This is a genomic window from Syntrophobacterales bacterium, assembly GCA_031274925.1.
GTDB lineage: Bacteria > Desulfobacterota > Syntrophorhabdia > Syntrophorhabdales > Syntrophorhabdaceae > PNOM01.
In genome coordinates this window covers 26,966-46,497 of sequence record JAISPL010000053.1, presented here as the reverse complement: position 1 = coordinate 46,497, position 19,532 = coordinate 26,966, and the positions used below count along the sequence as shown (strand labels likewise).

The window sequence follows — 19,532 nt, the reverse complement described above, 5'->3', positions numbered from 1 at the left end:
ATGATACGTACGTTAAGGTATTTTTACAGAAACGTCAACCTTCTGAACATAATGATTCTTGTCGCCATTGCGGCCATCCTCCTGTTTGCTATAATGCCTCTCTTTCGTATGCAGATGAAGTTTACCCTCCCGGTCGTGAAACCCAAAGCTGTGGAAGAACCTCATGCCGCTCAGGAAGAGGAGGAACCTTCGCCTCTCGACTACATGGTGATCGGTGAAAACAATCTTTTCCACCCCGAAAGGCGTATCCCGGTGGATAAAAAAGATGAAAAACAACTTCCGAAACCAGAGCTCGTGCTCTACGGGACCATAATCCATGGCGATGCAAGCGTGGCCTACATTGAGGATAAGAAATCTCCCAGGACTACCCCAGGCAGGGGCGAAAGACAGCAAGTGGCAAAAAAAGGAGATGTGTTCAACGGGTTTATCCTGAAGGGTATAGAGACAGACAGGATAGTCCTCGCGCGGGGCGAGGAGACAATGGTCGTGCACCTCTCCGACGAGACCAAGCGGAGAAGCGGCGATGTGGGGAAAGGTGCGCCCAGACCTCCGGCGGGAGCGGCGGTTCCTTCCCGGACGCCAGCTTCCGCAATAACTACCCCGACGGCGGCTGCAGCAGGCCCCGGTAATATACAACACGCGCCGCCAGGCCAACCTTTTACACGGGGGCCAAGAGGCGAGGTTATTCCGCCTAAGCCGTGACCAGACACACGATATTCTTCCTTAACCCGTCAGAGAACGTTTCTTCCAAAAGCGCTCACTGAATGTGGCGTCTGAGGCATCTGGTTTGCTTAGAGCACTTCAACTTTCAAATAAACGTCTGATATGAAAACAGCAAGCCCTGAAGCACGTTCTATTGCCATCAGAGCCTATAGTTCTGGCATTTCAAGGCAGCAGTTTCCGATATTGCAGGTTATCATCTAAACAGTGTAAGCCGGTGGATTCGTGAGTTTGAAAGATAAAAACGACTTGAGGCACGTGCTCGAGGTCGTCGACCCTCTATCTTTTCAAAGGAAGAACGAAAAGAACTCGTTGAACTTATTCATATGACCAGGGTGCTGTCCAGCCTGATTAGACAACCGCGAATATGGATGGGCGAAATATATGCCCAAATCAGCGGTAAGAAGTACGGGAGTTGTCATGAGAAATCATTTTGCAGTATGACGGCGCAATGGACATTGAAGTACCGCCTGCCCTTCCCCTAAATACTACGATTGTTATGGATATTTCATAGAAAAAGTAAGCTGGTTCCTTTTCGCCGAAAGCAAGGTCATACAATTCTCTTCCTGTCGTCTTATTCGCCGGAACTAAACTTGATTGAACGTTTCCGGGGCTGGCTCAAATCTCGGCTGCGCAGTAATCTTGCGTCTATTCGATTCATTTGACGATGTTCTTGCAGACTGTTTTTAAGTGGGGTGAATATAATGCTTGACAACGAAAAAGAATAAGATTAAAATCTACAAAAGAGTGATAAACTGCTATAAGTATGCGTTAACCATGATTGGCTAACGATATGTCTCCTGATTTCTATAAACTTCAGGAGGTATTATGTCTGAAAAAACGAGTTTTTCTAGGGAAGCCATCGCGATTGTCATCATTCTTGTTCTTACTGCCTTATAATTTTTCCTTTAGTCAAGGAGAATTTTAGCTTAAAATTGATTAGGAGCCAAGAATGGTAAGAATAACGTGCGCCGGTAAATCGGATATTGGTCGCAAACGTCACAACAATGAAGATGCCCTTATGATAAGGCCGGACTTTAGTTTTGCTTCCATTGCCGACGGTATGGGTGGGGCTGCGTCCGGAGAGGTGGCCAGTGCCATATTTGTGAGGTCTGCTTTTCAGATATTTGAAAAAGACGGCAGGCAGGGAGAAGAAGGCGCAGCCGAACTTGTGCAGCGGGCCTTTCTTCTCGCCAATGAAACGATATGGAAGGAGGCTTTGGATAACCAGGATCTCAAAGACATGGGATGCACGGCGGAGCTTCTGACTTTTGAGGACCAGTGCTACCCCTTGGGTCACGTGGGTGACAGCCGCACCTATCTTTTCAGGAACGGAAAATTGAGACGGATGACGAGGGACCACTCAATCATCCAGGATCAGTTGGACAAAGGGTTTATCACTCCCGAGGAGGCGAGGACTTATGCGCTCCGAAATGTAATCACGAGGACTGTGGGGGGGGTGAATGAGACGCTCGCGGTTGACCTTATACGGGGGAAAGGGATACCTGGCGATCTTTTCCTCCTTTGCTCGGATGGTCTTTCTGATATGATCACCGAGGAAAAAATGGTCGAAATCCTTTCCCTCCCTCTCGGCCTCGGCGAGAAGGCAGAATGGCTCGTTGAATCAGCAAATGCCGCAGGCGGCTTGGACAATATTACGGTTGCGCTCTGCATAATTGATCACATCACGGAGGACGCCTTATGAGACGCCAACGCTATCACCGGACTCTCCTGCCGGCAACATTATTTTTAGATCAGGCTGTTATATGAAAGAGTTAAAAAATAAAGGCGTGACAATCTTTCTTGCGGCAGGCACAGTGATAATCATGCTGTTTTTTCCAGCGGGCGTTCTTCATGCGGACCAGCCTCTCGACAACAGGTATATTATAGAGTTGATCAACAGAGTCAGGCATGAAAACGGGCTCCTGCCGCTCTTGGATGCCCTTAAGCTCAAGGAGAGCAGTCAGATGAAGGTGGACGACATGGTGGAAAGACGTTACTTTAGTCACCTGAGTCCCGAAGGGGGTCCGTTTACCTTAAGCATTTGGGAGAGTCGGTATCGCTATAGAAAGGTAGGGGAAGTGCTTGCTAAAGTAGGCAAGAAAAACGAAAATAGAGTGCTTAAGGCGTGGCTCCATTCGGAAACTCACAGAAGGGCGCTCCTTGACCCGATCTACAGAGATATAGGCTGTAGCAACCGCCTTGCAAGCGACTATAATTTTTATGTTGTTTGCCACTTGGGCAGGGCTTCCAAGTAGACTTTCAAACGAACGACAGGAAAATGTTCTGCCAACAATAAAATCCCGCAGGCGCCGACTGGAGTCTGCGGGATTTTATTGTCTCGTTACCGGTCAAACAGGCTTGACTGTCGGTTTTCTTGATTTTATGAGAAGTATTAATGCTATAACCGCCGCAATCACGACGATTCCGCCGCAAATCGCAATCCATAGCCACGGCCAGTTCTCCCATCCTCCGCCAACCCCGGCCTCCTCTATCGCCTCTGCCGCCAGCGCCACGTCCTGTGCATCCATTGGCATATAGGTCGGATCCTGAGGGGTTCCGTTCATGTATGCCATCTGCTGGTCGAGGACGGCTAGTCTCTCACGGAGAACTGCGTTTTCCAAGGCCATGCGGTCTGCTTCGCTGCGCCACAGCCTCATAGCCTCATCGTTCTGGTGATTATAGTACATCAGGGCATACTGACGGTCATTGCAATGGTCCAGCATGAACCATAAAAACGTTGCGTCCCAGATGCCGAAGCGCGGATAGCTCTGATAGGCGTAAACCGGCGGAGTATACGCATAGGTGGTGTAAAAAACATTTCGCCGGTAATGATAAGTATTGTAGTCGGCACGGACCGATTTGAATATCGGCCTGTAGTGGTTGACCTTGTATCTCACCGGATTGTCGTGGTAGGCGAATCTTGTTCGCTCCGTTCTGAAATTAGTATACGCCATGCGAGCGTCGTGTTTGTTGATCTGGCGAAATTCCGCACGATTTACAGATGCTATGCCATGACGCGGCCCGGCAATGCCATGGCTTGGTCCCCCTCCTGTACCTGCTGCTGCCGGTCCCGCATGTGTTGGTCCAGCAGGTCTAAAACGGGAAGGAGGAGCTTCCGTGGTAACGTTCTGCCTTGGTCTATGAGGTCCAATGGGTCCGCCGTCTGCGCCATGTCTTCCGGAGGCTATGCTCCGTCCGGCCTGGCCGAGGTCTCTAAGCTCTCCTGCCCCTCTTGCTCCGGCTATACCGTCCGGTCTATTATGTCCTCGCCCTGCGGCTATGCCACCTGTTACGCCGGGCCCTCTTTGGTTCTGACCACCGACATTTACAGGTTCCTTGGGAATTGGGGCGGCTAAGTTGCCGCTCATTCCGGCAGGCCCTATTTGACTTGAACCGCCTGCACCTTTTCCTGGGCTTCGACGCCCCAGTCCCGCTGAAGTACCCGCGGTCCGGCTGGATATGCGACCTTGGCCGGTCATAACTCCCGGCTCAGTTCTGTTCTGTCCTGCCATAATTCCGACCTGACTCCCGAGGCCTCTCTGACCACCGGCGCCTCCGGGGGCCGCTAAGCCTCTAGGGGCCGCTCCCGTCGAAGTTCCTCCCAGTCCGCCGGGCGCTTCCGCATTCCTGGATCCTGATCCATTAGATCCCTTGTAACCGGCAATGCCCTGGCCTGCTGAGCCGCCTCCATAGGAGGGACCGTGTGTGCCCGCCGAACCCGCCGATCCTATAGAGCGGCCGGCATTGCCATTATCCCCCCTGCCCACATTGGAAGTTCCTCTACGGGTAAAGGCGTTCGAAGCGCCTCCTTCCATTCCTTTGCCTGGAATGCCCGCCTGAACATTCTTAGGCGCCTGCTGCACGTAAGGCTGAGACTGACGTTCTGAAGCCGGCCCCATCCTGGCCGGGCGCGGTTGTGCATGCAGATATTGAAGCGAAGTAAAAAAAACCACAACTGATGTTATCATTATCAAACCGAGCCATCGCTTTTTCTTGTTCATCTTTACCTGCCTTCCATAGTAGTTTGTCGTCTATTGGATTGACTGATTCCCTGCAGTGTTTTTCGGTATAATCCCATTCATTTCGTCCCGTGTGAAGGGGGTGGAAGTAATGTCCAGAGGTGAGTGCCAGGACAAGGAGAATTATGCGGCTTTGCCTCACAAGATACCCTATGCTTGCCACGGGAAGGATCAATTAGTCCTTCGGACAATTTTCTTAAAATCGAATAACGCAAGCCAGCCAGGCATCTTCACATGCCTTGCATTGGTCTGTCTCACTGATTTCAATGACCTTCAATTACAGTTTTATCTCGCGCGGCCATTCCATGTCAAGACGAATTCATCCCGACAAGTATTCAGGAGGCAGTAAAAATATCTCCTTCCCCGTGGTCTCTCGTTATATTCCTGAATACCTCCATTGCCTGCTCTTCATTTATAACACTACAGTCTTCAATCTGCAATAATTGCATGAACATGACCATCCGAACAGTCAGCTTTCTCCTGCTTACCCCCCTGTTCCTGTTGATCAGGCGGTCGCCGCATTTTGGTCAACCATCCTTTCGGCGGCGATCCTTATTCGTACTATCCCAACTTGTTGCGATTCTCCTGATCTTCGTAGAATCCAACACCTTGCCGACTGACAGCGCCTGAAAAAAGTAGCCTTGGCAAAGACAAGCCCCAGGCACTAACGCTGCTGTAATTTCATAAATATAATATAGATGATGTAAGGAGATTAAAGTGCTATACTATACCCTAGCGTAGCTCTAGCTGATGCAAAAATAACATGAAACGGGAGGGACTCTATGTATAGACGCAGCTATAACAGGATTATTGTCTGCTTTTTTGTGACTGTAGTATTTATGGCTCTTAACGGGTGCGCTACACCGTTGCCACCCAAATCTGAGTACTTGAATTTTACTGTTGGGGTGACGGGGGTTGGTAAGACCGCGCCTGACCTCGAATCGGCGTATGCGTTCGTCTCGAACATAAAGGGTCCTGATAATATCCTTATCGTTTATGATGCCTCGGGCAGCATGCGCTGGCCGACTGTCCCGGGAGGAGAGCCAAGGTATAAACAGGCCCATAAATCCCTCGCGCGATACCTTGAAGGAATCCGCTTATCTGATAATGTCGGACTGATTGTTTACGGTAGCCGGCACCCATCGGGGGCCTTCGGCGGCAAAATACAGAACCATGCTCTGGCGAAAAAATCCTGCGAGGATATTGAAGTTACCATACCGTTTGGAAAATTCAGCAAGGGAGCCTTCAGTTCGGAGTTGGATAGGCTTAGCCAAAGCAAAAGCTACAGAGGGGACACTCCCATCGGTGGAGCGATACTGAAGGCGACAAGTATGTTCAAAGGTGTCACTGCAGAAAGGAAGCACATCATCCTCATCACTGACGGCGCAGAAGAATGCTTCAACGAAAAAGCCCGCTTGAACATTCCAGGATCAGTGTCTCCTGAAAATGCGGTAAAAAAAGCCACGGATGAAGGGATCACAGTGAGCATCGTGGCATATGGCATCGGCTTGGGTAAAGACGGACGGGTTGTAACCGAGACCAAACAGGCCTTGAACAGCTTGAGAAACCTTGCCACGGGCGTATTTGTCGTGGCCAACACGGGGGAAAGTCTGACTAGGGCGCTCATGCAGGTGGAAGTAGAGAATTTTAAATTAGACCTTTTCGATGAAAATATGCATACAGTAGCAAGCAAGTTCACTATAGGACAGACGGTCCGGCTGGACATCGGCAAGTATAAGGACCAGGCACGGGTATCACGGGTATCTGAGTCCGGGTCGGAACAATCCCCACGAATGAAATTCATCATAAGTCCTGTCGCGAAAAGAGACTTCAAGAAGGGTATAAGCATTCATGTGGACGCGAAAGAAGCCCGCGTGTTTCTGGGACTTAAATCCCCCACGGATCAGGATCCGGACATCCTGCCGGCATATATGCGGTGGTAATAAGTTATATATCAGATGTGAAAAGGCATGCCTTTGCGGCGAAGGTGCGAATATCCGGCGTACCGACTGCGAGGTGTATATAGCTAACGGCAATGCAATGAGAATCTGTTAAAACCGCCGGATCTTTTTAAAGGCGTGTGCATAGAGTCCTGTTGCGGGTAAACTCAAGGTTCAAGAAGCTTTAGCTTTAAGCCCTGAATCGCTACGGGTCTAATTCCCCGCCCCTTTAGGAACGCGCTGCCTTATAGTCAGTCGTAAACCCCTGGATACCCCGCCGCTTGCGGCGGGGAGGTTCATTCGTTGTTGCTGGTTTTAGGATGTGTGATACTTTTATAGCCCAGTTTAGCTCAATCACAAGTCAACACCTGGGACGATCCTCCATCTTTATGACCTCTGCTTCGGGGATAGCTATCCGGCGGCTCTTGAAGCCGCCAACCTAGTCATGGCCTAAGTTGGCGTTGGCGCTATGTTATGCCGGGTCGGTTTTCCATATTTGCCATTCAAACTCGCCCGCCGCAGCAATACGCGCGCATCTGTGCGGTCATAGTCCTGACTTCCGTGTTTCAAAGTGATATGACTCATCGGAGTTTGCCCGTTTGGCGGAGCCAAGACATGGAGCCTTTGCGGTAACCAACAAATCACTTGTTTTTTCCCTTATCGACCCTTTATTTTTTACTGTTTTAACGACTGCTTTTAAGGAGATTTTATGAAGACGCAATTTCATGATTGGTTCTACGGGTGTAGGGTTGAGAGGACGTTGAAGGCTTTACAGAAGAACAACTTCGACGCCCGTTACGCGGCTACCGTCGGGGACGCACTGGAAGAGATCTTTGCCGCAATTCCCGTGGGTGCCGCCGTCGGAGTGGGCGGTTCGCAAACGCTCATTCAGATAGGGTTCTTTGAGGAAGCCGAGAGGCACCGGATCAAGCTCGGGAACCCGTCCATGGCCGCCATTACGGTGGAGGAATTCGTCGCCGAGCGCCGGAAGATACTTCTCTCCGACGTCTTCCTGGCAAGCAGCAACGCAGTTACCGAGGATGGCAAGTTATTCAATGTCGACGGAATGGGCAACAGGACATCGGGTATGACGTTCGGGCCAAAGAAAGTGATCCTGGTGGCGGGGGTCAACAAAATTGTAAAAGATCTGGATGCAGCCCATAGAAGAGTCCGTGAAGTGGTGGCGCCGATGAATGCAAGAAGGTTGGACCTAAAGACGCCCTGTGCTGAGACGGGCGTATGCGTGGATTGCGCGTCACCGTACAGGATATGCAATGCCTATCTTGTTCTGGCCAAAAGACCGGCAAGAACCGAGTTTATGGTTCTGCTGGTGGGGGAGGAGTTGGGATTCTGAAAGGAAAGTTCGGAAAGTTCCTTTACCAGAGTCTCTCTTGGTAAGGAAGAAGCGGTTTTCGGTGTTTATATCACGGTTTCTTGTCCTGTACTGCAGTCAAAAGTCCGGAATTTGTCCCCTATCCGGTCTTGGAGGTAAAGGTAATCATACTTTGAATGGGACTTCATATCCTCATAGATGCTTAGGGCCTGCGTGGCGCAGGCTGAGCAGCAGGCACGGGGCAGTGATACGCATAAGGCGGTATAACGGCGGCTGTCAGCCTGTACGGCTGATGATTCCATGCGCCGGAAACCACAGCAAGCCGGGCATAATCTTAGATCAATACGCTGACCTTCCTGGAGATAGTCAGTATCGTAGAAGATACTTTTCGTTACAGACTCAAATTCCTTGCCGCTCCTCCTGTTTCGTGCTATGACCTCCTCTCTGTTTCGGAAGTTGGCCAGTTGCGTCTTAACCAGGGATTTAATGTACCCCATGTTCTTGGACGACTCTGTAAATTTATCAGGTTCGTAGTCCGGTTCCCTGAGGTTGGAGAAATCTATTCCTGCCATCGCCATAATGATACCCATATTTATATAGGGCAGCGCAGTCTCCACTGAATATCCGCCTTCCAGAACCGCAATGTGGGGGCGGAGTTTCTGGTTTAGAATCGCATAACCCTGGGCCGTGAAGCTCATGTTGGCGAGAGGGTCGCTGTAATGATTGTCCTGTCCGGCGGAATTGATTATCAGCTCCGGTTTGAACTCGTCGAGGATCGGCAGGACCAGGTTGTCCATTATATAATGGATTCCAGCGTCCGTCGTCCGTGGCGCCATGGGGATATTTATGGTGGCGCCGTAGGCAAGGGGTCCGCCCAATTCGTCGACAAAACCTGAACCAGGATAAAGGGTACGCCCGTCCTGGTGGAACGATATAAAGAGCGTATCAGGGTCGTGCCAGAAAATCTCCTGTGTACCATCGCCGTGATGAACATCGGTGTCTACTATAGCCAGACGCTTGACCCCGTATGTTTGACGAAGGTACTCCACCATGATCGCTTCGTTGTTGATATCGCAAAAACCCCGGTTGCCGTGCGATACGGTCATGGCATGATGTCCTGGAGGCCGTATAATGGCGAAAGCGTTTTTAACTTCCCCTTTCATGAAGGCATCCGCCATCACCAGGGCCGAGCCTGCCGACACGAGGTGGGCTTGTGTTACCCGGCTTGCCACGTCCGGGACACAGAAGTGGATCCTTGATATTTCTTTGGCAGTGACAAGTCGGGGATGGTACTCCCTGATCTCGGGCATGTCCATGATGCCTTCTTCAAACAACTGGTCACGGGTATAGAGCAGTCTCTCCTCCCGTTCCGGATGGGTGGGAGAGATAGCCCAGTCGAAGGCAGGAAAGAAAAGAACTCCTGTCGGTTTCATTCCGCCACCCCATTGTATTCACGAATAAATCCCGGCGCAATCTGAATTCCCACGTCAAAGAGTTTGCCCGCCAGCCCCATGCCCCTGATAATGTTGAATTGCTCTTCAAGGTAGACGCGGCCTTCGTCGGCATAATCGGAAAGGCCCCTCTCTTGGCTGATCTCCTTCAAATGCTTCCGTGCCAGGTCAATGGCGTCGCCCATCTGGTAATTCCGTCCGTCGATAGCGCCGCAAAACCCTCCCGGCGACACGGAGTACGTTTTGTTCTGGGTATCCACATGGACTTGCACCGAAAGGGTGGGCCGGGCCACGGCAGCGCCCAACGCATTGGCCACCGGCGAATAACGGTGAAGAAAATATGAGACCTTAAGCTCCTCTGCCAGCATTGGTACAATGGCCTGAGCCGCCGCCCCGATACCGATAATACGCTGGGGCACGAATTTTTTCCGATTCACCACTTCCCAAACCTTGTAGGCAGGTTCATCTTCCCAGAGACCGAACATATATTGAATGCTGTCTTTTAACATTTTTACCACATGGTCTGCCACTTTCGCTCCAAGCTCTTCCGGGGATTCACCACGGGGGCGGGCCACGGTTTTGAGTTTTCTTTTCGACGCCTCCATATCTCCAATATTGAGTCCTTTAAGGATGTTGAAGGCGTCAGTCACAGTGGGGGCGTCTCCTCCAAGACAGGCCGCAGGCCCTAAGCGCATGGGTCCCACCCTCAAATTCCCCGACTCGTCATATATGACGCTGTCCCCGCCCAAGGCGATGGAATTGACGGCAAAAGAATTGATGTGAGTCAGGCGCCCTTTGATCACGGCCCCCCTTGATGCGTAGAGGGGCTGCCCCTCAATAAGAAGGCAGATGTCAGACGTGGTCCCTCCGATATCCACCATGACGGAATTCAAAGAGTCTCCGGTCAGGGCCACGGTACCCATGGTGCTGGCGGCGGGACCTGAGAAGACAGTTTCACAGGGCCTTTTCCGGCTGGCCTCCAGGGTCGTGGTGCCCCCGTCCGCTTTCAGTATATGAAGCTCGGAGTTAGGAATACGGGCGCTTATGGCCGTCTCAATCTCATCGGCAAAGCGGCCCCACTCCCTTATGGTCATAGCGGTATAATACGTGGTCACCGCGCGCCGCGGAAAGTTTAGGCGTCCTGTGATCTCACTGCTTATGCACACATCCATATGGGGATAGCGGGTGAGAGCAATTTCCCTGATAAGCATTTCATGCCGGTTATTGCGGCTGGAAAATTTCCCTGCCACGGCCACCCGCTCAATACCCTCCCGCTCAATCTTATGTAAGACTGCTTCGATCTCTTTGCTTTCAGGTCGTTCAATCTCTCTGCCCCGGAAGTCGACGCTGCCTTTCAGGAAAAAGGTGTCTGGGCTGATCCGGTACGATGAATAGGGGAGTCCGCTGCCGGGAAGGAGGAGGAGCGCCGTGCGTTCGCCTCGTCCGGTGGCTAACAGGTTGGTCACGAGAGTTGTACCTAACACCACCCTCTTAATCTGATCCTTCCTGCCGCAGACGAGAAGCTCATCCAATACAGCGAGGAGTGTTTTGGTCAGATTGTTTTCGTTGGTGGGGCGTTTGACGCTCTGCAATACCGCCCCGTCCGAGAAAAGCACCCCGTCAGTGTAAGTGCCGCCCACATCAATGCCGATCAACATTGTTGCCACCTCCCATTCTCTTGGGTTATACGGTGAGGTATTCGCCGGGCCTCGTGGCGATGTTAGCATGGAATCCTCCAAGGATAAATTGAGTTTAACATTGATCCTGTTTGGAGTCAAACTGACTGTTTTTATTTAGGTCCGTGCGGGAGACTTGGGCAAACTTTGAGCGTATCATACATTAGGGCTGGGCCGCCGCCCGCCGCAGTCAAGGCAGGTCGTACATGGACTTGCCTTCTTCTTTTCCTTGAAATATGGTATAATATACCCATGAAAATAGTCTCTACAAACCGAAAGGCGTTTCACGATTACCATATTGAGGAGAAGTTTGAGGCAGGTATGGAACTCACGGGGACGGAGGTGAAGTCTCTGCGGGAAGGCCGTGCCAACCTTAAAGAGAGCTATGCGAAGATCACGAACGGCGAGCTTTTCCTGGTGAACGCCCACATAAGCCCTTACTCCTGCGGCAACATGTTCAATCATGAACCGAAGAGGACGAGGAAGCTCCTCATGCACAAACGGGAAATCGACAGGCTTTTCGGCAAGGTGAGGGAGCGGGGTTACACTCTGGTGCCATTGTCCATATACTTCAATGCGAAGAATAGGGCAAAACTGGAATTTGGCCTCGCAAAAGGCAAGACACTTTACGATAAACGGGAATCTATAAAGCGTAAAGACGAAAAAAGAGTTACTGAAAGAGAATTGAGATCAAAATAATGGGGGCGATTGGTTTCGACAGGGATGTAAGCGTCAAAGAGGCATGCCGGGTTTTCTGCCGACCCGTAAAAAAGGCGGAACTAAACACAACTGCAGACTCTCACGAGTACGCATTAGCCGCCTAGTGCGGCTACGTCATCCGGGCTTTCCTCCTGCTTCAAGTCCGAGTATGGCGTCATTCAAGCAGGATAGTCTTTCCAGACACCTATAAGGAAAGGCGAAACCATATAGGCGTGGGTGGGCAAAAACCCGTCAGCGGGTGTTTTTCCACCCGAGAATAAAACGCTGACTACGCATGTAGGCTTTTTGAATTCTTCTTCTTTGGACGCGGGTTCGATTCCCGCCGCTTCCACCAGAACATAATCCAACAAGGTTCTATAAAGTACAAAGCCCGTGATTTTTCACGGGTTTTTTTGCAGGTTGTCTTAAGAAGCGCCAGATGTATATCATAATCGCACATTTTTTTGGATGGGGATATCTTGGCTATAGAAATACCCTCAAAGAAAACAGGATACTCCTTGATCACCCCTGACCATTTACCCGCAGGGACATAGGCGTATGGAAAAGTGAGGTTTTCTATACCTTTCCTCCATAAACCTTTACAAGCTCTTTTAAATCGTTGCTGCTATATTTACAGCCCTTGAAACTGCAGCCAATAATGTTAACACCATTGTAATGAGGGATACTCCATAAGCTTTCCCCCGTCTCTCTGTCCCATTCCCGAATGGTGTTGTCACGAGAAGCGGAGAGTATCCGTTGTCCGTCTGCGCTATATACTGCGCTATTCACCCAGTCGCTGTGCCTCTCGAAAACGCGCAGACACTCACCCGTCTCTCTGTCCCATTCCCGAATGGTTTTATCATCAGAAGCGGAGAGTATCCGTTGTCCGTCTGCGCTATATACCGCGCTATGTACTGAGCCAGAGTGGCCTTGGGGCAGTAAAGTAGCCTTTGACAAATGGGCTCCGTCAAAACGGGTGGCAGCCGAGTCTGAGTAGAAATAAACCCCGTTCATTGCAACATGAGTCAGGTCCAACCGCGACAAATCCTCGCCTATAATATGGCCGCCCCGGGACTGCCTCCAGATGCCGACCACATTGTTTACTGCATAGCCTGTCTGGGTATAATCAAGTCCGCGAAGACGATCAAGTAAATCATGTAAATGTGTTCCAACTTCAAATCCCTCGCAGTTCATGTAGTCGCCATAATATCCGCCCAGCATCTCGGCGACGTATGGCGGAAGTACACGTTCCCTAATTTCTTCCGGGATGACGAAATCGCTTGGTTTGTCCAGTACTCCGGCCAACGCATTGTCAATGTGCAGCGCAGACAGGAAATCGCGGAAGTGCTGGTGCCGGAAAGTATAACGTCCAGTATCCTCTGTCAGTAAATAAAACTGATGGGTTAACACATTCAACAATTGATCAACGGTGGTATCCTCATCTTCCCATTTAAGTTTAAATTGATAATGTCGGGCAATCTTCCTCAAAAAACGATCAGCCGATGTCCGTATGGAAGATTTGGTTTTATCAAGGAACTCCGCTATAAGATCCTCACACTTGTCAATATCCATTGAAAACAGCCCGGCGGTCTCCATTTTCCAGGCCACATAAGGCGCAACCTGGAACAGCGCTACATAGGCGGCATATAAATCTTCTCGCTGATTGTTCGTCACCAGCTTAGCCAATTGGCAAAGAAGATAATTGTAAATCAGTTCTCCAGCGGTCTTGGGCGGTTTGGGCGGCTCTCCGGCGGTATTTGGCGGCACAAAGGGGAAGCCATGTCCTTCCACACGTGTACGCACGGCGCAGGTGTTGGCAAACAGCGTCAGCATCATAGGAGTGGATAAACGCGCCTCCCATTCCTTTGGCAGATCAATGTCCCGCAGGTCGGGGTTGTTTTTTTGCGCTTTCCCCCAAAACTCTTGTATATTCTCGGGGGTTAGCGGCTTTATGTCATAACCCGCAAAGCCTTTCTCTTTTAACCCGTACGCCATGATAAAGTTGTTTCGGGAGGCGAGCACTACGCGTATGCCCTTCCGGGCAGGGACGGTCAGCTCTTTGATCTCCCGGATCACAGGATACGGATCGCCGGAAATCTCATTAAAGCCATCCAGCAGAAGAATTACTGGCCCGGATGTTTTATCCAGGTCGATGATATAATTCTGCTTAATGTAATCCGAAATGAAGTTTTCCTGTGCTTTGATGTTGTAATCGTTAAGCGGGACGTAAAGAGGCAGTTCGGATTTTGCATTAAGCCAACCCTCCCAGATCTTTAACAGGGAAGTTGTCTTGCCTGTGCCGCCCTCACCGATGAAGATAAAGTTTCCGCCATGGTTCTTAAGGGTATCGTACAGGGTTTCCGGTTCCCCGCCGGTGGCTTCCAGCATTATGGGAAGAGTGCCGGCGGACAGCTTTTCGTCAAACTCGGTATCGGAAAACCGGCCCTTGAGTAGTTTCTCATAATGGGCTTTCGAACTGACATAACTCTCCGGGCTATTAATGTTATTCTGTTCAGGTGCGCCGGAATGCTCTGACCCCTTGTCAGGCACAAAGATATCGAACTTATTGTTTTCATCCAATCTTCTAAGTATCTCGTAATCTTCAGCCCAATTTCCATTTTCGTGATAACTGTAAGGCGTGATATGTACCTTCCCGTCGGTACAACTATAGGAGCCGCACAGGAAAACCGATTTGGATTCGCTCTTGTTTACCGCGCCGATACCGGCGGTAAACTGGAAAATATCACGTCCGGAGTATTTGATACCATCCCAACCCAGTTCGTGCGCATGACCGCACAGATAACAGCCTACACCATTGTTATCGAACAGTTGACCGAGCTTTTCCTGCTGTTCCTGCCTGAAAAACTTCAGCCCATGGTGCCCGATGACAATGGTAGGTTTGTGCGTGTCAATATCCTCAAATACTTTCAATAAACCCGGTTCCGCGATTAGCAATCGGCCTTCATCTTGATCGTCGCAGGAAGCAAGACATGTATTTAAAACGATCAAATTCAAGTCCGGCAGATCGTGCAATACATGAACATCTGCAATCTGATCCGTCGTTAGCGCCCGACCTAGAATCTTCTTATGTTGGGTATGATATTTTTGCATGCCAATATTTGTGAGTGCTTTTTTGCATTCCTTATCCTTCATGAATTTTTCAAACTTATCGGATGCATTTTCCAAATCGCGGAATCCGCGTATAATGGTCTTTCGCAAAAGCGAGCGGTGAATGTCATGATTACCTGCAGCCCAGAATACGTTATCTGCGGGAACCCCCGAAGCACTGATCAGTTCCTTTACCGCTTCTTTTGCGCCTTTATAGGAAGTTTTATTTGCAATATCCCCTGTAATGAACATATATTTGCAGGGTAACTTTTCCTCGCGAAGGAAGCTGATTAATTGCCTTCTTGCCAGCAAAGTGTCAAAACCATCATTAGGACTGAAATGTAAATCCGAAAAGTGCAGCCATTGGAAGTCATCCATTGTCATCACCCGTACTTTTGCAGAATTCAAAGAGGATTTATTTTATAATCAAGAGGCATCTCGTTTCAAGTGTTCCATCAGAATTGTTTAGATGCACCATAGGTATTTGGCTGTATACTGCCGCATAGCTGTGGCGCGCTGCAAAAACCGTTTGCTGTCGGCTTCTCAAATTATATCTCTTTATTGGCGCATGGCTTCCTTAAAGTCCTGTAAAAAGAAGTGGGCTGCCCTCACTCGTTCCGGCTCGCTTCGCAAAGAGTTTTTTGGAGCGCCTGAATGACATTGCTTTCCTCGCCACAATCATAAACCCCTGCAATTAACATCTGTCAGAGATACTGATTATGGACAATTTTCACACCTTCTTCTGCTGCTCATTACCTAAAATAACATCAAGCGCTTCAATCAATCGTTTGCGCTCACCGCTTCCGTCAGTTCTAAAACGTAATAGCGGCAGGCCATATTTATTGAAAATTTCATTCTTCATTGCATCAAGCTCCGACTGTTTTGACCCCTCTGCGTGAAATGCTGTGCCATCTACCTCGACTGCAAGCCGTGGTGATTTATCTATTGCGTCAAAAATAAGAAAATCTACATGTGCCAAAATGTTCATCGCATATTGATTTTCAAGTGGAGTCATCAGGCTTGTATCGCGGATTATCATTTTCAGCGGAACATGAACCGCGACTTCAAAATTGTCGGGTCCATTGTCATTCAACACATCCATAATAAGTGCGTACATCAGATTTTCGCTGTCATGATTTGATATGCGTTTGTGCTTTGCGAGAAACTTTCGTCTGCGCTCCGCGTAGCTCCTATAAAGATAGTCGAAGACTGAGTAAATCTTACTGTTAATGACTGTAAAATTATTATATTCGATATATCGAACAAGGTCGCCCATATTCGTGTCTTGAAAAGTATCGCCATCATTTACAATAACAATTAATTGCTCAATCGCTCGCGATATCGCAACGTTTAATCTATTCGCATTATCGGCGAATTCCGAAATCTTGTTATCAACTGTTGATAGGATGATGACCTCATTCTCTTGTCCTTGAAATTTATCTACTGTATCCGCCTTGACATTCATTCCGGCAAACGCTTTTTGAAGAGCATTTGTTTGTTTGCGGTACGGAGTAACTATACCAAGCGAACCATCTGTCGTATTTAGTTTCTGTTGAGGAATAATCTCATCCCTGATAACATCAATCTGTCGTTGATTAACTCGATTTCGTGCGTGATTACCTTCAACAGTTTTGTACAAAATCAATGGTTCGCAATCTGTCTTGGGCTCAGTCAAGATAACAAGCTGGTTACTGTAGAACTTTTTGTTGCAGAAGTCGATAATCTTTGGGTGGCAGCGATAATGTTTGCGCAGAAGCGTACTTGGAGCCTTGGAAAACATTGCAGTTATCGCAGACAGCAGACTGTGGTTCTTGTAACGGTATATCTCCGGTAAATCATATTTTTCAAAAATAGCATCTGTGGTGTCTGCTGCTTCTGAATCCACTACATTTGGAAGCTGTTTTGAATCTCCAACAACGACTGCTTTCCACGCACACGACAAAGCAAGCGCTCCAGTACACAAATCAACTTGAGAAGATTCGTCGATAATCACGTAATCGTACATCATGCGACTCGACAGACTGCTGCGCAGCGAGTATGTCGTACTTAAAATCACAGGGTAATCTTTAATAAAGGCTTGAGGGTTTTTCCATAGGTCGTCAAGCTCATAAGCCTCACGTTTTCTCGTAGCATACTGACCAGCGAGTTTTGCGTGGAAAAGCTGTGCAGAAATCTCTGAGTATTCACTCATTTTTGCACTAAAGTTGAACGAGTTAAGTTCATTCGCCAGCCTTGAGATGCTTTTATTAAGCTCGGATTTTCTGAGATCGTAAAACCGTCGCTGAAACACCGCTGCAAGATAATCACGCGAATATTGCTTAAGTAATTTGCGGACTAACAACTTGCGCCTATTCCAAATTGTTAAATACCCCAAAATGCGTTTAATAAATGTAATCAATCCTTTATTGTGTGGCGCTTTTTCATATTCGCATAATAACCACATTTCCAGCGCTTCTTGAGATGTATCCGATTTTTGCACAGCTTGCGGTTCTGTATGAGCATCAAAACTATCAAAGTATTGCAAAAAATATTTTTCTTCAGTTTCGATAGCTGATAATTCTTGTTTCAAGGCGGACAATTCGTTCTGTTGAGCGAGTTTCTCCTGTAAATTTCCATAACGCAGCCTTAGTGATTGCTGTAGTTCAGCAGTCGCCTCCGGAGTAAGCTTCCAGCCCGTCATATCAGGCAACGGTTTCTGTGAGTTAATGAAATTCTTTATTATTGTCTTTATTGCCCAAGTATGCCGCAATAAAGTCAACATTATATTTTTGGAGCTTACCAAGGATATTTTTTGTCGCAGAGTTGTTGCTCGAAACTACGGCGACGCTCTCGCCTTGCATTACGGCGTTCGCAATTATATTTAGAATGGTTTGTGTCTTGCCCGTTCCCGGCGGTCCTTCGATTATGCTGAGTTTGTTTGCCAGAGCCCGATCAACCGCGTCTTTTTGGCTTGCATTGAAGCCAAACGGGTATACGATATCGGTTATTGCCATGGGGTTGTGGGGGTTAGTTTCCGGCAGTTTTCCGCAAAGAAATGCGCCAAATATACTATCGGGCATAACAAAATCGATTTTTGAGTAATTATGCGATAAAATATTGATAACTTCTTCTTCATCGACCTTGATTTTGATCCCTCTTGCATCTGCTATGCTGTTCAGATAATCAAAGCATTCACGGGATTTTGGGTCATTTAGAACAGACTCAATTATCAGAACATTACTTTCGTTGTATTTGTATGTCTTATTATCGGTGAATCTTACTTTATATTTGTCGTCAATGCGCTCATAGTCAAGAACATCTTCGGTCCTGTCCTTCCCTTTGAGATATATGCGAAATTGCCTGTCTTTACCTGGCACAGCCTGCTCACCTCGCGATTAGTCAGAAAAATTATGACACTATACAATAATACCGCAGTCCAAATAAAGTTGAAAAAGGTCCCTCGGATTGTGAGAAGTTTTCTGTTAATTTACATGTTCCGCGCATCACACGAAAATTAAACAGGGACTCCGGAAGATTTGGTGTTGCAGCCGGGCACGAATGATACTATAAAATAATATGGATGTATCATAATGAAGAAAACCGGGGGCAGGGGATGAAGATAATTACGGAGAAAATTACCCATGATACGAAAGGCAGCGGAGATATCATAAATATTACTTCCGAACTCACGGGTTTACTTCAAAAATCGACGCTCATGGATGGAAACATGACGGTGTTCGTATCTGGCTCTACCGCCGGTATTACCACCCTTGAATATGAGCCAGGGCTGATAAAGGACATCAAGGAGTTCTATGAGAAGATCGCCCCTTCTGGGGCTATTTATCACCACGACAACACGTGGGGGGACGCCAACGGCTTTAGCCATATTCGCGCTGCGTTCACCGGACCTTCACTCACCATACCTTTTCAGGGCGGCCGTCTACTTTTAGGGACATGGCAGCAGGTAGCGCTGACAGAATTCGACAACAGGCCGAGGAACAGACAGGTGACCGTCCAGCTCATGGGAATCTGAATCGTCCTGCAGTAAAAAATCGATGGAATATTTCGGTCAAGTCTGGTATTCTTATCCCTACGGGGAGTAGCTCAGCATGGTGGAGCACAGCGTTCGGGACGCTGGGGTCGCAGGTTCAAATCCTGTCTCCCCGACCATTGATGTCTTTCCAAACATAGCCGGGGCTACATTGGCATTCTTTATCCCTCCTTTCTCCTGCCGTTCCATATCTTGATTAAGCGTGTGTCCAATACCTGTTACGTGTGACCTGTTTCTTCCGAGACTTTATCCTCCTGCCCCGCGCAACCGTGTCCGTTTATTGATATTGAGGTACTGCGCTTCTGATCTTCAGTTTCGTGAAGCTCATAGGCGGCTACCTGGTCGTATGAATCGTCGTCAGGTTTTTTACCGAGAATATCTTGGAACAGAAATTAAAGAAAGGAACATATCAGGCCGGCCCCAGCGATGGCGACCATAATCTTTGCAGACGTGGCGATGAGCCTTGATAACATATTAACAGTCGCAGGGAAGCCAAAGCACCATGTTTTTCTGATCTTCGGACTCTAAGTTTTCCATCCCCCTCGCCATTTTT

At 48.7% G+C, this 19,532-nt stretch carries 14 protein-coding genes, 1 tRNA gene and 1 other RNA gene; 10 read left to right on the top strand and 6 right to left on the bottom strand.

Annotated features, from left to right (window positions below; all coding sequences use genetic code 11):
- From LBQ00_08735 to LBQ00_08720, 4 genes are all read left to right on the top strand, one after another.
- Entirely contained in the window at positions 1–702 is a 702-nt protein-coding gene (locus tag LBQ00_08735) for a hypothetical protein (protein MDR2018929.1), read from the top strand.
- 512 nt (positions 703–1,214) lie between these two features.
- Positions 1,215–1,385, top strand: coding sequence for a transposase (locus tag LBQ00_08730; protein MDR2018928.1), 171 nt, complete (start codon positions 1,215–1,217; stop codon positions 1,383–1,385).
- A gap of 287 nt (positions 1,386–1,672) precedes the next feature.
- On the top strand, positions 1,673–2,425 hold the full coding sequence (locus LBQ00_08725) for a protein phosphatase 2C domain-containing protein (protein ID MDR2018927.1): 753 nt from the start codon (positions 1,673–1,675) through the stop codon (positions 2,423–2,425).
- 61 nt (positions 2,426–2,486) lie between these two features.
- On the top strand, positions 2,487–2,978 hold the full coding sequence (locus tag LBQ00_08720) for a CAP domain-containing protein (protein MDR2018926.1): 492 nt from the start codon (positions 2,487–2,489) through the stop codon (positions 2,976–2,978).
- Between the two features lie 93 nt (positions 2,979–3,071).
- Here LBQ00_08720 and LBQ00_08715 read toward each other — a convergent pair whose 3' ends face one another.
- Positions 3,072–4,724, bottom strand: a complete 1,653-nt coding sequence (locus LBQ00_08715; protein MDR2018925.1) for a hypothetical protein — start codon at positions 4,722–4,724, stop codon at positions 3,072–3,074.
- 800 nt (positions 4,725–5,524) lie between these two features.
- On the opposite strand from LBQ00_08715, the gene LBQ00_08710 reads away from it, so the two are divergent.
- Positions 5,525–6,685, top strand: a complete 1,161-nt coding sequence (locus tag LBQ00_08710) for a VWA domain-containing protein (GenBank protein MDR2018924.1) — start codon at positions 5,525–5,527, stop codon at positions 6,683–6,685.
- A gap of 706 nt (positions 6,686–7,391) precedes the next feature.
- Complete coding sequence (locus LBQ00_08705; protein MDR2018923.1) at positions 7,392–8,036, top strand: lactate utilization protein; 645 nt, start codon at positions 7,392–7,394, stop codon at positions 8,034–8,036.
- A gap of 65 nt (positions 8,037–8,101) precedes the next feature.
- Here LBQ00_08705 and LBQ00_08700 read toward each other — a convergent pair whose 3' ends face one another.
- Both LBQ00_08700 and LBQ00_08695 read right to left on the bottom strand, forming a co-directional pair.
- Positions 8,102–9,448 (bottom strand): histone deacetylase, encoded by a 1,347-nt coding sequence (locus LBQ00_08700; GenBank protein MDR2018922.1) that lies wholly within the window; start codon positions 9,446–9,448, stop codon positions 8,102–8,104.
- Entirely contained in the window at positions 9,445–11,124 is a 1,680-nt protein-coding gene (locus tag LBQ00_08695) for a hydantoinase/oxoprolinase family protein (protein ID MDR2018921.1), read from the bottom strand. Before LBQ00_08695 ends, LBQ00_08700 begins: the two co-directional genes overlap by 4 nt.
- Before the next feature lie 270 nt (positions 11,125–11,394).
- Between LBQ00_08695 and smpB the strand changes: the two genes are divergently transcribed.
- Both smpB and ssrA read left to right on the top strand, forming a co-directional pair.
- Entirely contained in the window at positions 11,395–11,841 is a 447-nt protein-coding gene (gene smpB, locus LBQ00_08690) for an SsrA-binding protein SmpB (protein ID MDR2018920.1), read from the top strand.
- A gap of 1 nt (position 11,842) precedes the next feature.
- Positions 11,843–12,196, top strand: a transfer-messenger RNA (tmRNA) gene (ssrA, locus tag LBQ00_08685).
- A gap of 221 nt (positions 12,197–12,417) precedes the next feature.
- Here the strand turns inward: ssrA and LBQ00_08680 are convergent.
- The 3 genes from LBQ00_08680 to LBQ00_08670 form a co-directional block, all read right to left on the bottom strand.
- Complete coding sequence (locus LBQ00_08680; protein MDR2018919.1) at positions 12,418–15,327, bottom strand: metallophosphoesterase; 2,910 nt, start codon at positions 15,325–15,327, stop codon at positions 12,418–12,420.
- 352 nt (positions 15,328–15,679) lie between these two features.
- On the bottom strand, positions 15,680–17,629 hold the full coding sequence (locus LBQ00_08675; protein MDR2018918.1) for a DUF2726 domain-containing protein: 1,950 nt from the start codon (positions 17,627–17,629) through the stop codon (positions 15,680–15,682).
- A gap of 22 nt (positions 17,630–17,651) precedes the next feature.
- Positions 17,652–18,305, bottom strand: a complete 654-nt coding sequence (locus tag LBQ00_08670; protein ID MDR2018917.1) for an AAA family ATPase — start codon at positions 18,303–18,305, stop codon at positions 17,652–17,654.
- A 236-nt stretch (positions 18,306–18,541) separates the two neighbouring features.
- On the opposite strand from LBQ00_08670, the gene LBQ00_08665 reads away from it, so the two are divergent.
- Positions 18,542–18,961 (top strand): secondary thiamine-phosphate synthase enzyme YjbQ, encoded by a 420-nt coding sequence (locus LBQ00_08665; protein MDR2018916.1) that lies wholly within the window; start codon positions 18,542–18,544, stop codon positions 18,959–18,961.
- Positions 18,962–19,021: 60 nt separating this feature from the next.
- Positions 19,022–19,098, top strand: a tRNA-Pro gene (locus LBQ00_08660).
- The last annotated feature ends 434 nt before the right edge of the window (positions 19,099–19,532 follow it).

Bases quoted from the DNA above. Each gene is read 5' to 3' on its own strand.
- LBQ00_08735 (MDR2018929.1), top strand. From the start codon at position 1: ATGATACGTACGTTAAGGTATTTTTACAGAAACGTCAACCTTCTGAAC.
- LBQ00_08725 (MDR2018927.1), top strand. From the start codon at position 1,673: ATGGTAAGAATAACGTGCGCCGGTAAATCGGATATTGGTCGCAAACGT.
- LBQ00_08720 (MDR2018926.1), top strand. From the start codon at position 2,487: ATGAAAGAGTTAAAAAATAAAGGCGTGACAATCTTTCTTGCGGCAGGC.
- LBQ00_08715 (MDR2018925.1), bottom strand. From the start codon at position 4,724: ATGAACAAGAAAAAGCGATGGCTCGGTTTGATAATGATAACATCAGTT.
- LBQ00_08710 (MDR2018924.1), top strand. From the start codon at position 5,525: ATGTATAGACGCAGCTATAACAGGATTATTGTCTGCTTTTTTGTGACT.
- LBQ00_08705 (MDR2018923.1), top strand. From the start codon at position 7,392: ATGAAGACGCAATTTCATGATTGGTTCTACGGGTGTAGGGTTGAGAGG.
- LBQ00_08700 (MDR2018922.1), bottom strand. From the start codon at position 9,448: ATGAAACCGACAGGAGTTCTTTTCTTTCCTGCCTTCGACTGGGCTATC.
- LBQ00_08695 (MDR2018921.1), bottom strand. From the start codon at position 11,124: ATGTTGATCGGCATTGATGTGGGCGGCACTTACACTGACGGGGTGCTT.
- smpB (MDR2018920.1), top strand. From the start codon at position 11,395: ATGAAAATAGTCTCTACAAACCGAAAGGCGTTTCACGATTACCATATT.
- LBQ00_08680 (MDR2018919.1), bottom strand. From the start codon at position 15,327: ATGGATGACTTCCAATGGCTGCACTTTTCGGATTTACATTTCAGTCCT.
- LBQ00_08675 (MDR2018918.1), bottom strand. From the start codon at position 17,629: ATGACGGGCTGGAAGCTTACTCCGGAGGCGACTGCTGAACTACAGCAA.
- LBQ00_08665 (MDR2018916.1), top strand. From the start codon at position 18,542: ATGAAGATAATTACGGAGAAAATTACCCATGATACGAAAGGCAGCGGA.